The organism is Nonomuraea sediminis, from assembly GCF_018531495.1.
Lineage (GTDB): Bacteria > Actinomycetota > Actinomycetes > Streptosporangiales > Streptosporangiaceae > Nonomuraea > Nonomuraea sediminis.
In genome coordinates, this window is the sequence record NZ_JAHDTI010000003.1 from 758575 (window position 1) to 773879 (window position 15305).

The window sequence follows — 15305 nt, forward strand, 5'->3', positions numbered from 1 at the left end:
ACTCCCCCGGGAGTAGGCAGTGCATCTGGCAGCACGACGACCAGGATCGCGCCGGACAGCAGCATCGCTGCCATGACGTATCGAGCACTCAGGACCGCCGGGTTCCAGGGCCGCGTCCATCTGCCCGGCGAGGAACGCTACGAGCAGGAACGCCTGCCGTGGAACCGCCGCTTCGACCCCAGGCCCGCGCTCGTCGCCGAGCCCACCTGCCCCGAGGACGTGCGGGCGGCGGTGACCGTCGCCCGCGACCACGACCTGCAGCTGTCGGTCCAGTCCACCGGCCACGGCGCGGTCACCTCGGACGTGGGCGGGCTGCTGCTGCGCACCTCGGCGATGGCCAGGGTGAGCGTGGACCCGCACGCCCGCACCGCCACCGCGGGCCCCGGCGCGCTGTGGTCCGACGTGATCGCCGCGGCCGCGTGGCACGGGCTGGCCCCGCTGTCGGGGACGCCGTGGGTCGGGGTGGCCGGTTACACGCTGGGCGGCGGGACGGGCTGGCTGTCGCGCAAGTACGGCTTCGCGGCCGACAGCCTGGTGCGCGCCGAGGCCGTCACCGCCGACGCCCGGGTGGTCACGGCCGATCTGGACCACCATCCCGACCTGTTCTGGGCGCTGCGCGGCGGCAGCGGCAACTTCGCGATCGTGACCGAGCTGACCTTCCGCCTCTACCCGGTCGAACGGGTCTTCGCGGGCATGACGCTGCACCCGTTCGAGCGGGCCGCTGACACGCTGGCCGCCTACCGCGACTGGGCGGCCGACGAGCCCGACGAGTCGAACACGGCCGTGATGGTCATGCGCAGGCCCGACGGCGGCCGGGTCCTGGCGGTCCGGGCGGTGTGGCTGGGCGCCGACCCCGCGCTGAAGCCGGTGCTGGAAGCGGCGGGCGAGCCGATCGGCGGGGAGATGCGCGAGATGACCTTCGAGGAGGCGGGACTCGCGCTGGCGGGGCCGCCGCGCCCGCCGATGGCCATGACCCAGCACATCGAGCTGGTCAGGGACCTCCCCGACGACCTCATCGGCGCGCTGCTCGAGTCGGAGTCCGAGGCGGTCGAGGTGCGCCACTGGGGCGGCGCGATGGCCAGGCCGGACGCCGACGCGGGGCCGGCCGGGCACCGCGACGTGCCCTTCTCGATCATCTCGGCGGGCGAGCCCGCGGACGTCGGCGAGCACGCCACCGGCGGGACCTTCCTCAACTTCCTGGCCGACCCCGGCCGCACCGCCTCCGCCTTCACCCCCGAGAACCACGCATGGCTCGTCCAGGTCAAGAAGGCCTGGGACCCGGACCGCGTCATCCGCGCGGCCCACGCGATCTGACCGGAGAAGATCATGACTTTTCGCTACATCACGCCTGTCGAGCCGAAGGACGCCACCGGTCTGGCCGCCGACGTCTACCGTCAGCAGGCCGCGGACGTCGGGCTGCGCAGGATGCCCGCGCTCATGACGCTGTCGCCCGCGCCCGAGGTGCTGGCCGCCACCTGGGCGATGCTGCGCGAGTCGCTCATCGCGGGACCCGTGTCACGCACCGCTCGCGAGATCGTCGCGCTGGGCGTGTCGATGGCCAACCGGTGCCCGTTCTGCGTGTCGGCGCACACCATGTTCCTGCACGCCACCGGCGACCACCGGCTGGCCGAGACGCTGGTGTCCGGCGGGGCGCCGGACGATCCCCACTTCGCCGCGCTGTTCGCCTGGGCGGGGTCGCGGGCGGCCTCGCCGTACGAGGAGCCGGAGATCGTGGGGACGGCGCTGACGTTCCACTTCATCAACCGGATGGTGTCGGCGCTGCACTCGGAGGACATGCTGCCCGGCGGGCTGCAGCGCTCGCGGATCGTGCGCGGGGTGGGCGGGCGGATGGTCGCGAGCAAGGTCCGCGCGGATCTCGAGCCGGGGGCGAGCCTGCCGCTGCTGGCCGATCTGCCGTCCGCGCCCGCGCCGTCCTGGGCCGGTGATTCGCCGGTCGGTACGGCTGTCGCCACGCTGCTGGCCACCGCCGAGGCGGCCGAGGTCGGGATCGACACCCGGCAGGCCGTGACCGAGGCGGCGGACCGGTGGGCGGGCAAGCACCCGCCGATGGGGACCGAGTGGCTGACCGAGGCCATCTGGGGCGTCCCTCACGACGAGCTGCCGCAGGCGCGCCTGGCGGTGCTGGCCGCGGTCGCCGCCTACCGCATCACCGATGCCGACGTCGCCGCCTGGCGCGCCTTTCCCGGAGACCGCTCGGACGCCGGCCTGGTGCGGGTGCTGGCCTTCGGCGCGGCGGCGGCCGTACGGCGGGCCGAGGCGGACTACACCGGCGGTCAGCGGCCTGTCAGCGCCTGGTCAGCCGAGCCGCCGACCGTGGTGGCATGACCATCACGCATGTCGCGGGAAGCAGGAACGACTTCCAGCTGGTCCGCCACCTGACCGTCGGCGGATCCCACTACGAGATCGGCGTGGCGCTCGCCGAGGAGGCTCGCCGCCTCGGCTGGGCGCCGCAACCGGTCGACCCCACGGTGGGCAGGGCCCGCCGTACCTGGTTCGAGCGCGAGTGGCCACAGCAGCACGCCCGCATGGACGGCGCGGCGGCCGTGCTCGGCCTCGACCCCGACCAGGACGAGCTGGCCCTGGACGCGCTCGGTTACATCCCGATGGAGTTCGGCTGCTCGGCGCTGTGGTGCCCGCCGTCGGCGAGCGCGGACGGGCACGGCAGGGTCGGGCGTAACTACGACTTCTTCACCACCACCGAGAGCGAGCTCAGGGGGCTGCGGGCGCAGCCGGGCGAGCTGCCCCTGACCTCGCGGCCCTACGTGATCACCACGCTGCCCGACGAGGGCCTGGCCAGCACGGTCATCACGATGAACACCCTGGACGGCTGCATGGACGGCATCAACGAGGCCGGGCTGGCCGTCATGCTGCTCCTGGCCGACATCGACCGCGCCGAGCCGCCGGAGGGGCACGCCCCGCAGGTGGGCGTCGACTCCGTGCAGTTGCCCAGGTTCGTCGTGGAGACGTGTGAGAACGTCGAGCAGGCCAAGCAGGCGCTGCTCGGCGCCAAGCAGTACGACTACGGCATGCCGCTGCACTACCTGGTGGCCGACGCCAGCGGGCAGGCCTTCGTGTGGGAGCGCGGCAGGGACGGCGCCGAGCACATCGTCGAGTTCGGCGACGCGCCGCTGTGCGTGACCAACCACCTGCTGCACCGCCACCCCGACCCGATGACCCTGCCGGAGGACACCGAGGGCAGCTTCGACACCTACCGGCGGCTGCGCGCGCTCTACGAGGTCAGCAAGGGCGCCACGATGTCGCGGGAGGACCTGCGCGCGGCTATGGACTCAGTCGGGGAGCGCGACGATCCGGCCAAGCCCTGGCGGACGACCTGGACCACGATCTTCGACCCGGCGGGCAGGACCCTGTCCACCCGGTTCTTCCTGGGCGACGACCGCTATGCCGAGGAGCTGGTGTTCTCCGCGAAGCGACCGTGAGACGCACGCGCCGGTCCCAGGCCCGCACGCGGGCCGGGACCGGCATCTGCGGATTCATCCGCCGGCTCTGGACGCCAGCCGCCTTCCTATATGACCGATATGTCCGGATTGGGAGGGATGAAACTACCCGCGCAGGCGCCGGGTGGCCAGGCCGGCCACCCGGACCGCGCCGCCGGGCGAAAGCCTGGCGGCGCGCCAGGCCGCCCGGCCCGAGGCGGGGGCCACGATCACGGCCTGGTTGCGAGCCACCCCGCGCAGGATGTCGGCGGCCAGCCGGTCGACCGAGTACAGGCGGCCGGTGGTCTTGATCGCCGACTCGCGGGCGCGCGCGGCCACCTCGGTCGACGGCAGGCCGGGGTTGGCGTGGTCGAGCAGCGGCGTGTCGGTGAAGCCCGGGCAGACCACGCTCACCCGGACGCCGCGCCCCGCGGCCTCGGCGCGCAGCGCGAGCGACAGGCCGACCACGGCGTGCTTGGTCGTGGTGTAGGGCAGCATGAGCGGCGCGGGGACCAGCCCGGCCAGCGAGGCGGTGTTGACGATATGGCCGTGGCCCTGCTCCAGCATGATCGGGTAGGCCGCGTGGACGCCGTGCACGACGCCGCGCAGGTTCACATCGATCGTGCGGTTCCAGTGGTCGAGCGTGAGCTCCTCGGTGAAGCCGCCGACCGCGATGCCCGCGTTGTTGAACACGAAGTCCAGGCGGCCGCGCGCGTCGCGGACGGCGCCGAGCACCGCCGACACGGCGGCCGCGTCGGTCACGTCGAGCGGGACGAACTCCAGCCCGAACTCCTTGGCCGTGCGCTCCCCCGCCGCCTCGTCGAGGTCGGCGATCGTCACCGCCACGCCCTTGCCCGCCAGGTCCCTGGCGACGGCCCGCCCGATGCCGGACGCGCCTCCTGTCACCACTGCGGTTCTCAAATCCCCATGGCCTTCCAGATGCGGCGGGTCAGCGGGTTCATCAGGCCGATCTGGTCGCACAGCTCGCGGGTCTTGCCCACCGAGTCGCGGATCTCCTGCTTGGCCGCCTGGTTGTGCAGGTACACCTCGGCCACCACGTTGCGCGGGATCTTGAAGCGCCTGATCATCGGTCCCGGCGGGGCCAGCATGATCCTGGCCATGATCCCGAGGATGATCGGCGAGATGATCCCGAGCATCAGGCGGCGGTAGCGGGGCATCCGCGGCACCCGGTTGCGCAGGTAGTGCCGGGCGAAGGAGATGTGCCTGGCCTCCTCCGCGATGTGGATGCGCATGATCGTCTCTTCCAGCGGGTGGTGGACCTGGCCGTCCTTGAGCACCTTGCGCTGGACGTGGTCGATCGGATCCTCGCCGCCGAGCACGAACACGAAGAACAGCTCGGTGGAGATGAGCGGGATCCAGGGAGCGACCTGCGCGATGACCGACAGCGGCCCCGGCATGCCGCGCACGGGCATCTTCGTGCGGTTGACGAACTCCTGGAACATCATCCCGTGATGTCCCTCTTCGATCGTCTCGTGGTAGACGTAGCGGAACTCGGGCGCGCCGTTGGGCAGCCGGTAGGCGTAGTTGAGCAGGCCGCGCTTGAGCAGGTTCTCGAACTGCAGCCCGATCTTCATGGCGGTCGCCACGCGGAACAGCCCGATCCTGGCCCGCGTCTCCGGCGAGCGGCTGCGGTACCACGGATGGCCGCCGAGCTTGTCGACCTCGGGCAGCTCCCAGCGCGGATCCGCCGGGTCGACCAGGAACTCCGGGTCGTCCCACGGGATGTCCTTGTAGGGCTCCCAGTGCTTGTCGACCGAGGCCTTGGACAGGCGGTGGATGACGGCCTCGTAGGCGCTCCGGTCGGCGACCGTCTCGTCGCGTTCCCTGGCGGCGGTAGAGCTCGGTGCGGATGCCATCGCATGCACTCCTCTCCTCGCCAGGTAATTGTACGGAGCATCCAATAACTGCGGAAGGGTGACCGCGCTCACAGCTGTTCCGCGGCCAGGCCCAGCTCCGCCGCGGCGGCCGTACGGACCAGTTCGGCGACGCGGCGGCGGGTCAGGACCCTGGAGTGCACGTTGACCTGGATGGCCAGCCCGTCGCAGAGCGCGAACAGCCGCCAGGTGGCGGCGTCCGGATCCGGGCAGGTGAAGACGCCAGAGGCCACGCCGGCCTCGATGATGCCGCGCAGCACCGAGCGGCCCTGCAGGTCCAGCCGGCGCGAGGTCTCCTCCAGGTCGGGCGTGCGCATGGACTCGGCCCACGCGTCGATCCACAGCCGCCAGCCGTCCGCGCCCGTGGTGGGCGAGCAGCGCTTGAGGAAGGTGCGCAGCCGGTCGAGCGGCGGCCTGGTGGAGCGTTCGATCTCCGCGAGCACGTCGAGGTGCTGCCTGGCCGCGTAGGCGAAGGCCTGGGCGAACAGCCGCTCCTTGGTGTCGAAGTGGTAGAACAGCAGCGCCTGGCTGACTCCCGCGGCCCTGGCGATGTCCTGCGCCCTGGTACGCCCGAACCCGAGCTCCGCGATCACCTCGCAGGCCGCCTTCAACAGATCCTCACGCCTTAATCGGCCAAATCCCCGCGTCACAGCGGGAAACTCTAACTTCCGCTGATAGGAATATGCAGGACGAAACGGGCACCGACCTCGGAATCTTCGATCGTGAGCGACCCGCCGTGCGCCCTGGCCACCTCACGCGCGATGGCCAGGCCGAGCCCGGTGCCGCCCGCGTCCACGTTGCGGGAGGCGTCCAGCCTGGTGAAGCGCCGGAAGACCAGCTCGCGTTGATCGAGCGGGATGCCCGCGCCGTCGTCCTCGACCTCAAGCACGGCCATCCCGCCCTCACGGAAGACGGACACGGTGATCGTCGCATCGGCGTGGCGTTCGGCGTTGTCGAGCAGGTTCGTCAGCAGCCTGGCCAGCCGCAGCCGATCCCCCTGGATCGCCACCCCGGGCGCCAGGCCCAGGTTGACCTGCTTGCCGCGCGGGCGCCTGGCCAGCTCCTCCTCCACCAGGACGGCCAGGTCGAGCGGCTCGTTCCTGCCCGGCGCGCCCGCGTCCAGCCTGGCCAGGGTCAGCAGGTCGGTGACGATGGCCTGCAACCGGTCCAGGCTCGTCAGCAGCGCCTGGCCCGTGCCCTGCCAGTCGGCGTCCTCCGGGTGCATCAGCGCGTCCTCGACCTGGGCGCGCATGGCGGTGATGGGGCTGCGCAGGTCGTGCGAGGCGTCGGAGGCGAAGCGCCGCTGCTGCTCCACTGCGCCCTCCAGCCGGTCGAGCGTATCGTTGATGGTCTTGGCCAGGTCGTCGAGCTCGTCCTGGTGCGCGGTGGGCGGGACCCGGCGGCCCAGGTCCGTCTCGGTGATCTCGGCCAGCTCGTTCTTCATCGTCTTGACGGGTTCGAGCGCCTTGCGGACCACCATCCAGCACACCGCCGCGATGATCGCGGACATGAGCACGCTGCCGGCCAGGACGCCGATGATGTAGCGGATGCTGATGTACCACGGGATCTCGGGCACGTAGGTGTAGACCATCCAGTTGGCGGACCCCACGCCCACCCGGTAGCCGACGACGATCAGGCACGTGCCGCCGGTGCACACCCGGCTGTCGACGCGGCTGTCGGCGTCGCGGGGCAGCACCCGGGTCAGCGGCGGCTTCCCGAGCAGACGTATGCTGGCCTGCCGTACCGCTCCCTGGTTGTCGACCACCTGGACCAGGTCGACCTCCTCGGTCGCGACGACCGGCTTGAGGTTGTCGGGGGCGTACCGCTGGACGCCGTAGGAGACGCGCCGGGCCGCGGTGGCGGCCTGGTCGGTCACGTAGGAGGTGACCAGCGCGTGCACCAGCGGCGTCACCACGAGCGCGATGAGCAGGAATCCGGCCAGCGTGGTGAGCAGCGTGACCAGTGTGAGCCTGCGCCTGACCGACCACCGGGTGAACACGGCTCATCCCGCCCTCATCGGCAGCCGCACCACGAAGCGGGCGCCTCGGTCAGAGTCCTCGATGACCAGGTTGCCGCCGTGGGCCAGGGCCACCTCGCGCGCGATGGGCAGGCCGAGGCCGGTGCCGCCCGCGTCGCGGTTGCGCGAGGCGTCCAGGCGGGCGAAGCGCTGGAAGACGACCTCGCGGTGCTCGGGCGCGATGCCCGCGCCGTCGTCCTGGACCTCCAGTACGGCATGGCCGTCCCGCTTGGCCACCGAGACCGTGATCGTGTCCTCGGCGTGCCGTTCCGCGTTGTCGAGCAGGTTGGTCAGCAGGCGGGCCAGGCGCAGCCGGTCGCCCTCCACCACCACGTCGTGCTGGAGCCGGGCCACGACCTGCTTCGAGCGTTGCCTGTCGGTCTCGGAGGTGACCAGCTCGCCCAGGTCGACGGGCTCGCGGCGGCCGGGGGCGCCGGCGTCCAGGCGGGCCAGGGTCAGCAGGTCGGTGACGATGGCCTGCAGGCGGTCCAGACTGTCGAGCAGGGCGCGTCCCGTCTCCTGCCAGTCGGCGTCCTGCGGGTGCAGCATCACGCCCTCGACCTGGGCGCGCATGGCGGTGATGGGGCTGCGCAGGTCGTGCGAGGCGTCGGAGGCGAAGCGCCGCTGCTTCTCCACCGCGCTCTCCAGGGCGAGTTTCTTGGCCACGGCCCGGGAGGTGACGAACCCGGTCATGGTCACCGCCACCAGCGACACCACGACCAGGAAGGCGATCACCCGGGGGTCGACGTACCACGGCGGCATCCGCCCGGCGGCGTAGACGAGCCAGTCGCCGTCCGGCTCGTAGACGCGCAGGATCACCATGATCACGCACTGCTCGGGGAAGGCCGGCACGTCGCACATCACCTGGGTGCGGTTGGCGTTGTCGGGGTCGGGGACGACCGTGGTGATGGGCGGGTTGCCCGCCAGCTCGGGCGAGGAGGCCACCACCCTGCCGCCGGCGTTCAGCACCTGGACGCCTTCCAGGGTGGTCGGGACGACGGTGGGCAGGTTTCCCCGCTTGACCTGGTGGACCACCTTGAGCGCCCCGGTCAGCACCTGGTTGGTGCGGAAGTCCACGGCGGTGTTGTGCAGGCCGTACAGGACGAAGCCGCTACCCACCACGCACAGGAACGCCATGGCTACGCTGGCGAACGACGTCAGCCGTGCGCGTACCGAGCCCCCGAACCTTGCGATCACGCCTCCCCCCGGTGATCAGGTGATCACATTAGGTCCCCCTAGCCCTAATTAAAGGAGATTCAGTGATAAATCCAGACAAAACGCTCCAGAGCAATGCTCTATGCGTTCAGCTTTCCCCTGACTAGAGTAAGTGAGCACTGATGCCAAGGAGTCGACGTGAACCTTGATGAGTATCGGCGTGCCGCCCGGGCCTGGTTGCTCGAGAACACCCCCACCGAGGATCCTCCCGAGGGCGAGGCCGTGGCCCGCGCCAAGCAGTTCATGGCCAGGCTCCACGACGCCGGATACTCCGGCATCACCTGGCCGAGGCAATGGGGAGGTCAGGGGCTGACGCAGGCGGAGGAGCGCGCCTTCGCCGCCGAGGCGCGGGCCTTCTCGCTGCCCACCTACATCTTCTCGATCGGGCTCGGCATGACCGGCCCGACGATCCTCGACCGGGGCGACGACGAGCAGCGCGCCCGCTGGCTGCGGCCGCTGCTGCGCGGCGAGGAGGTCTGGTGCCAGCTGTTCTCCGAGCCGGGCGCGGGTAGCGACGTGGCCAGCCTGCAGACCAGGGCGGTGCGCGACGGCGACCACTGGGTCGTCAACGGGCAGAAGGTGTGGACCACCAACGCCCAGTATGCCGACTGGGGCCTGCTGCTGGCCCGCACCGACGTGGACGTGCCCAAGCACAAGGGCATGACCATGTTCGTGATCGACATGCGCCAGCAGGGCGTGACGGTCAAGCCGCTGAAGGACATGAGCGGCAGGTCCGGCTTCAACGAGATCTTCTTCGACGACGCCGTCATCCCCGACACCGACCGGGTCGGCGAGGTCAACGACGGCTGGGGCGTCGCGGTCACGACGCTGCTGCACGAGCGGCTGTCGATCTCCGCGGGCGTGGGCATGAGCGGCCAGCGTGACAACCCCGCCTCGCTGGAGGCGCTGCGCAAGGTGGTCGACACCGGCGATCCGCTGGTCCGCGACGAACTGGTCGAGCTGCACATCCGCTCGCGCGCGCTGGCCCTGTTCAACCAGCGCCTGGCCCAGGAGACCAACGCGGGCATCTTCCCCGGCGCCAGGGGCAGCGCGGCCAAGCTGCTGCTCGCCGAGCTGACGCTGTTCCAGACCGACCTGGCCACCCGGCTGGTCGGGCCCGAGTCGGTGGTCGACGGCAACCCGCTGGGGTTCGCGGTGTCGCTGGCGCCGGCGATGGCGCTGGGCGGCGGCACCAACGAGATCATGCGCAACATCGTGGGCGAGCGCGTGCTCGGCCTGCCGCCGGGTCCGCGCGTGGACAAGACCGTGCCCTTCAAGGAGCTGAAGGTGGGGACCCAGACGTGAAACTGGTACTGAGCCAGGAGCAGCAGGAGCTGCGCGAGGCGGTCAGGTCCTTCCTCACTTCCGCCTCCCCCGCCGCCAAGGCCCGCGACGGCTACGACCCGGCCGTTTACGCGCGGCTCAACGGCGAGCTCGGCCTGTCCGGCCTGATCATCCCCGAGGAGTACGGCGGGGCCGGCGCGGGGTACGCCGAGCTGGCGGTCGCGCTGGAGGAGACCGGCGCTGTGCTGCTGCCCGGCCCCTTCCTGGCGACGGTGTTCGCGACGGTCGCGCTGGCCGCCACGCCCGACAAGGAGCTGCTCACCGGCATCGCCGAGGGCGGGATCTCGGCCACGCTGTCGGAGTCCGAGGTGCGGCTCGCCGACAGGAAGGTGTCCGGCGAGCTGACCCGGGTGCTGTCCGGCATGGAGGCCGACGTCCTGGTGCTGCCCGCCCGCGGCGCGGACGGCGTCGTCATGGCGGCCGTCGAGCTGTCCGGGCCCGGCGTGAGCAGGCGGGCGCTCGACACGCTGGACCTGACGCGCGGCCAGGCGGCGGTGACCCTCGACGGCGCCCCCGCCCGCGTCCTCGGCCCCCAGCCGGCGGGCGGCATCCTCGACCGGCTGGCCGTCGTGCTGGCGGCCGAGCAACTGGGCGTGATGCGCGCCGCGCTCGACGCGATCGTGGCCTACGCCAAGATCAGGGTGGCGTTCGGCCGCTTCATCGGCTCCTACCAGGGCGTCAAGCACAAGCTGGCCGACATGCACGCCAAGCTGGAGCAGGCCGAGTCGATCGTGCGCTACGCGGCCTGGGCGGCCGACGAGTCACCCGGCGACCTGCCGGAGGCGGCCATGCTCGCGCAGGCCTTCGTCGGCCGGGCCTGCTTCGAGGTGGCCCGCGACCACCTGCTGCTGCACGGCGGCATCGGCTTCACCTGGGAGCACGACGCCCACCTGTACTACAAGCGGGCCAAGAGCGACGAGGTGCTGCTCGGCCCGCCCAGGATGTACCGAGCCCGCCTCGCGGAACTGCTGGAGCTGTGATGGACATCGGCCAGTTGCCCGGTTTCTACGCCATCGCCGAGGCGGACCCTGACCGCCCCGCCGTGATCGACACCGACGGGACCACGACGTCCTACGGCGAGCTGCTGGCCCTGTCGAACCGGGTCTCCCACGGTCTGCGGGCGCGCGGGCTGGCCAAGGGCGACGTGGTGGCCGGGGTGCTGCCGAACGGGATCGACGCGGTGGTCATGCTGATGGCCACCGGGCAGATCGGGCTGTACTACGTGCCGATCAACTGGCACCTGACGGCCGCGGAGATCGACTACATCCTGGGCGACTGCGACGCCCAGGTCGTGGTGTCAGGCGAAGCCTACGCAGATAAGACGAAAAATCCGGATATTGGGATAGCCGGTCTCGTCGACGGGCAGCCCGCGACCACGCCCGAGAACCGGTCGGCGGGGGCGGTCATGTGGTACACCTCGGGCACCACCGGGTTCCCCAAGGGGGTGCAGCGGGCGCTGCCCGACGCGCCGCCGGAGCAGTTGCTGCCGCTGTACACGTGGTTCCTGGGTGAGGTGTGCGACCTGCGGCCGGGCGACGCGGTGCACCTGGTGACCTCGCCGATGTACCACTCCTCGCCGTGCGCGCACACCCAGTTCGCGCTGCACCTCGGGCACACCGTGGTGATCACGCCGCGGTTCGAGCCGGTCAACATCCTGGAGCTGGTCGAGCGCCACCGGGTGACCAACGCGATGATGGTGCCGACCATGTTCCACCGGATGCTGCAGCTGCCGCAGGAGGTCAAGGACCGCTACGACGTCTCCTCGCTCCAGCAGGTCGTCCACACCGGCGCCGCCTGCCCGGTGGCGGTCAAGCAGGGGATCATGGACTGGTGGGGGCCGGTGCTCTACGAGTACTACGGCTCGACCGAGTCCACGATCGCCTTCGCGGTCAAGCCGCGCGAGTGGCTGGCCCGCCCGGGCACCGTCGGCAGGCCCGCGCCCACCTTCGAGGCGCGCATCCTCGACGAAGAGGGGACGGAGCTGCCGCCGGGCGAGCCGGGCATGATCTACGTGCGGTCGGCGACGGCGAACTTCGAGTACCGCAAGGACCCGGCCAAGACCGCGGCCAGCAAGCGGGGCGACTGGTACGCGCCCGGCGACATCGGCTATCTGGACAAGGACGGGTACCTGTTCCTGTGCGACCGGCGGACCGACCTGATCGTGTCGGGCGGGGTCAACATCTACCCGGCCGAGATCGAGGCCGCCCTCCTCGAGCACCCGGCCGTCGCCGACGTGGCGGTGATCGGGGTGCCTGACGAGGAGTGGGGGCACAACGTGGTCGCCCTGGTCCAGGTCGCCGACGGGCACGCCGCGGGAGAGGCGCTGACGGCCGAGCTCCTCGAGCACTGCGGGCCGCGGATCGCCCGGTTCAAGCATCCCCGGGTGATCGAGTACCGCGACGAGCTGCCGCGCACGCCCACCGGGAAGCTGTCGCGGACCAAGGTCAGGGAGGAGTACCTGGCCCGGCTGTGACCAGCGCGATCGCGGCCTGCCTGGTGAGCGCGGCGCCCCGGTCGTAGGCCGGGCCGCCGCGGGCCGCCCGCAGGACGAGCTCGTCGACCCCACCGCGCTCGTCCGCGCCGCGCACCGCGGCCGCGACGCCGAGCAGGTAGGAGGCGGCGTCGGAGTCCTGCTCCAGCGCTGCCGACAGGCGCACCGCGGTCGCCAGCGCCATCAGGTCCGGCCCGGCCAGCCCGATCGCGCTCGTCACCCGCTCGCGCGCGCGGGCCGTGTCCTCCTCGAGCAGGGCCGCCGCCGCTTCCAGGCACGCCACCCGCGCCCCCACCCAGGGCTGGTCGGAGACCGCCAGCGCGGCCTCGGCCTGGACGCGGAAGGCCGCGCGGTCGCCCGCCCTGAGCATGACCTCGGCCAGGGACAGGTGGACGATGGCGAAGTCCGCGTGCGCGTGCATCCGCTCCAGCCCGGCCAGCGCGGAGCTCGCCAGGGTCCGCGCCCTGTCGAGCTCGCCCTGCCGCGCGTGCGCGACCGCGAGCTCCCCCTCGATGCTGGTCACGTCGGGGGGCACGCCCAGCTCGGCCGCCAGCCGCAGCGCCCGCGACAGCGCGGGGACCACGGCGTCAGCCTCGCCCCGCAGCACGTGGTGGTAGGCCAGCATCCGCAGCGTCACGGACATGGCCCAGCGCTCACCGAGCGGCTCCAGGATCTCGCGCGCCTCCCGCAGCAGCGCGAAGGCCTCGGGGACCGAACCCTCGCCGTCCAGCTCGAGTGCCAGGAAGCACAGCGTCAGCGTCCGCTCCCACCCGGTCAGCTCCGCCAGCCTGTCCTCGGCCGCCGCCCTGTCCTGCAGCAGCACCGGCGCCACGAGCAGCACGAACGCCTGCCCGTCAGGGATGGGCGCGAGCTCGCTCGCCTGCCCGAACTCCAGGCCACGGGCCACGCTGCGCAGCACCAGCCGTACGGCGTGCGGCTCGCCCGCCAGCTCGTCCGGCAGTTCCAGCACGTTGCGGGACCAGTGGATGCCCTCGGTGTACCTGCCCTGCAGGCGCCAGAACCACCACAGCCCGGCCACCAGCCGCACTCCCAGCTCGGCCTCGCCCGCGTCGGCGGCGTAGCGCAGCGCCGCCAGCAGGTTGTCGTGCTCGGCCTGCAGCCGGTCGAGCCACTGGAGCTGCCCGGGGCCGCGCAGCTCGGGGTCGGCCTGCTCGACCAGGCGCAGGAAGTGCCGCGCGTGCTCGCCGCGGACCTCCAGGTCGCGTCCCGACTCGGCCAGCCTGGCCATGCCGTAGGCGCGCACGGTCTCCTGCATGCGGTAGCGGTCGCCGGACAGCTCGACCAGCGACTTGTCCACCAGGCCCGCCAGCGCGTCCACGTCGGGGAACAGGTCGAGCGTCGCGCCGCCGGGCAGGGCCGCCAGCCGCATCGCCAGGTCGCGCTCGGGCTCCGACAGCGGCTCCCAGCTCCAGTCGACGACCGCCTCCAGCGTGCGGTGCTGCGGCAGCGCCGTACGGCTGCCGCCGCTGAGCAGGCGGAAACGGTCGTCGAGGCGGGCGGCGATCTGCTCGGCGGTCATGGCGCGCATCCGGGCGGCGGCGAGCTCGATCGCCAGCGGCATCCCGTCCAGCCGGCGGCAGATCTCGGCGACGGCCCCGGCGTTCGCCTCCTCCAGCGCGAAACCGGGCCTCAACGCGGCGGCCCTGTCGGCGAACAGCCGCGCCGCCGCGGCCTGCTCGAGCGCGGGGATCGGGTAGAGGATCTCGCCGGGGATGGCCAGCGACTCGCGGCTGGTGGCCAGGACGCGCAGTTCGGGGCAGGCGCCCAGGAGCCGGTCGGCCAGCTCGGCGGCGGCCTCCACCACGTGCTCGCAGTTGTCCAGTACCAGCAGCGCGCGCTTGCCTGCCAGCACCTCGGCCACGCTTCCCGTCACGTCGGACTCCAGCCACCCGCTGTCGCGCGCCCCGATCGCGGCCAGTACGGCATGCGGCACGTCCCCCGCGTCCGCCACCGCCGCCAGCTCCACCAGCCACACAGGCATGGGCCCGTCGCCGGAGCCGGCGAGGTGGGCGGCCGTCTCGACGGCCAGGCGGGTCTTGCCCGCGCCGCCGGGGCCGACGACCGTGACGAGGCGGGAGGCCTGCAGGGCGGCGGTGAGCTGGGCGAGCTCCCGCTGCCGGCCGACGAACGTGGTGACCTGGGCGCGCAGCGGGCGGGGCGCCTGGCGCTGCTCGTGGCGGAGGATCGCGAGGTGGATCTCCGCCAGCTCCTCCGAGGGGTCGACGCCGAGCTCGTCGGCGAGCGTGCGCCGGGTCCGCTCGTAGGCCTCCAGCGCCTCCGCCTGCCGCCCGGACCGGTACAGCGCCTGGATCAGCAGCCCCTGCAGCCGCTCGCGCAGCGGGTGGGCGGCCGCCAGATTCCGCAGTTCGGGCAGCACCTCGGCGCCCGCGGCGAGTTCGAGGGCGAGGCGGTCCTCCGCGGCCGACAGGCGCAGCTCCGCCAGCCGTACCGCCGCACTGGCCGGAGAGAGGTGCGCGGGCCCGCGCCACAGCCGCTCGGCCTCGCGCAGCGCCTCGAGGCCGCCCTCGGCCACCAGGCGCTCGAAGCGGATCGCGTCCACGTCGCCGGGGTCGACGGCCAGGCGGTATCCGGCCGGGTGCGACTCGATCGTGGCCGCGCCGACCAGCCGCCGGGCGCGGGAGACCAGTGACTGCAGGGCGTTGCCGCTGCCGGCGGGCGGGTCCTCGCCCCAGACGGCCTCGGTGAGCGCCTCCACGGGGACGACCCGGCCCGGGTCGAGGGCGAGCCTGGTCAGGAGCGCGTGGAGCCTGGCTCCCGGGATGTCGATCGGCTCGCCGTCGTCGTCACGCACCTCGAAGGGGCCAAGCAGCAGCACTCGCACGGCCCCAAGCCTGCCAGCTCCGAGA

12 protein-coding genes are annotated in these 15305 nt (G+C 72.3%); 6 read left to right on the forward strand and 6 right to left on the reverse strand.

Annotated elements, in window-relative coordinates:
• The first annotated feature begins 72 nt into the window (after nt 1-72).
• The 3 genes from KIK09_RS17615 to KIK09_RS17625 are packed head-to-tail and all read left to right on the forward strand — an operon-like array spanning nt 73 to nt 3458.
• The gene (locus KIK09_RS17615) at nt 73-1314 is read left to right on the forward strand and encodes an FAD-binding oxidoreductase (RefSeq protein ID WP_214320285.1); all 1242 of its coding nucleotides are present in this window, start codon (nt 73-75) and stop codon (nt 1312-1314) included.
• 12 nt (nt 1315-1326) lie between these two features.
• Nucleotides 1327-2346, forward strand: coding sequence for a carboxymuconolactone decarboxylase family protein (locus KIK09_RS17620; protein ID WP_214320286.1), 1020 nt, complete (start codon nt 1327-1329; stop codon nt 2344-2346).
• The gene (locus KIK09_RS17625; protein ID WP_214320287.1) at nt 2343-3458 is read left to right on the forward strand and encodes a C45 family autoproteolytic acyltransferase/hydrolase; all 1116 of its coding nucleotides are present in this window, start codon (nt 2343-2345) and stop codon (nt 3456-3458) included. Before KIK09_RS17620 ends, KIK09_RS17625 begins: the two co-directional genes overlap by 4 nt.
• Before the next feature lie 123 nt (nt 3459-3581).
• On the opposite strand, the gene KIK09_RS17630 is transcribed toward KIK09_RS17625, so the two are convergent.
• The 5 genes from KIK09_RS17630 to KIK09_RS57775 form a co-directional block, all read right to left on the reverse strand.
• Nucleotides 3582-4376, reverse strand: coding sequence for an SDR family NAD(P)-dependent oxidoreductase (locus tag KIK09_RS17630; RefSeq protein ID WP_214320288.1), 795 nt, complete (start codon nt 4374-4376; stop codon nt 3582-3584).
• Complete coding sequence (locus KIK09_RS17635; RefSeq protein ID WP_214320289.1) at nt 4373-5332, reverse strand: AurF N-oxygenase family protein; 960 nt, start codon at nt 5330-5332, stop codon at nt 4373-4375. The genes KIK09_RS17630 and KIK09_RS17635 overlap by 4 nt, the downstream gene beginning before the upstream one ends.
• 68 nt (nt 5333-5400) lie before the next feature.
• Nucleotides 5401-6000 carry a TetR/AcrR family transcriptional regulator gene (locus KIK09_RS17640; protein WP_214320290.1) on the reverse strand — a complete coding sequence of 200 codons (600 nt, stop codon included), beginning with the start codon at nt 5998-6000 and terminating at the stop codon, nt 5401-5403.
• A gap of 11 nt (nt 6001-6011) precedes the next feature.
• On the reverse strand, nt 6012-7349 hold the full coding sequence (locus KIK09_RS17645; RefSeq protein WP_308164159.1) for a sensor histidine kinase: 1338 nt from the start codon (nt 7347-7349) through the stop codon (nt 6012-6014).
• A 3-nt stretch (nt 7350-7352) separates the two neighbouring features.
• On the reverse strand, nt 7353-8564 hold the full coding sequence (locus tag KIK09_RS57775; protein WP_308164160.1) for a sensor histidine kinase: 1212 nt from the start codon (nt 8562-8564) through the stop codon (nt 7353-7355).
• A 156-nt stretch (nt 8565-8720) separates the two neighbouring features.
• On the opposite strand from KIK09_RS57775, the gene KIK09_RS17655 reads away from it, so the two are divergent.
• Genes KIK09_RS17655 through KIK09_RS17665 form a run of 3 tightly spaced genes read left to right on the forward strand, consistent with a single transcriptional unit; the run spans nt 8721 to nt 12399 of the window.
• Nucleotides 8721-9887: an acyl-CoA dehydrogenase family protein gene (locus tag KIK09_RS17655; protein WP_214320291.1), complete on the forward strand. Its 1167-nt coding sequence runs from the start codon at nt 8721-8723 to the stop codon at nt 9885-9887.
• Entirely contained in the window at nt 9884-10906 is a 1023-nt protein-coding gene (locus tag KIK09_RS17660) for an acyl-CoA dehydrogenase family protein (RefSeq protein WP_214320292.1), read from the forward strand. Before KIK09_RS17655 ends, KIK09_RS17660 begins: the two co-directional genes overlap by 4 nt.
• Entirely contained in the window at nt 10906-12399 is a 1494-nt protein-coding gene (locus KIK09_RS17665; RefSeq protein WP_214320293.1) for an AMP-binding protein, read from the forward strand. Before KIK09_RS17660 ends, KIK09_RS17665 begins: the two co-directional genes overlap by 1 nt.
• Here KIK09_RS17665 and KIK09_RS17670 read toward each other — a convergent pair.
• Nucleotides 12371-15280, reverse strand: coding sequence for an AfsR/SARP family transcriptional regulator (locus KIK09_RS17670; RefSeq protein WP_214320294.1), 2910 nt, complete (start codon nt 15278-15280; stop codon nt 12371-12373). The two genes, KIK09_RS17665 and KIK09_RS17670, sit on opposite strands and share 29 nt — an antisense overlap.
• Between the last annotated feature and the right edge of the window lie 25 nt (nt 15281-15305).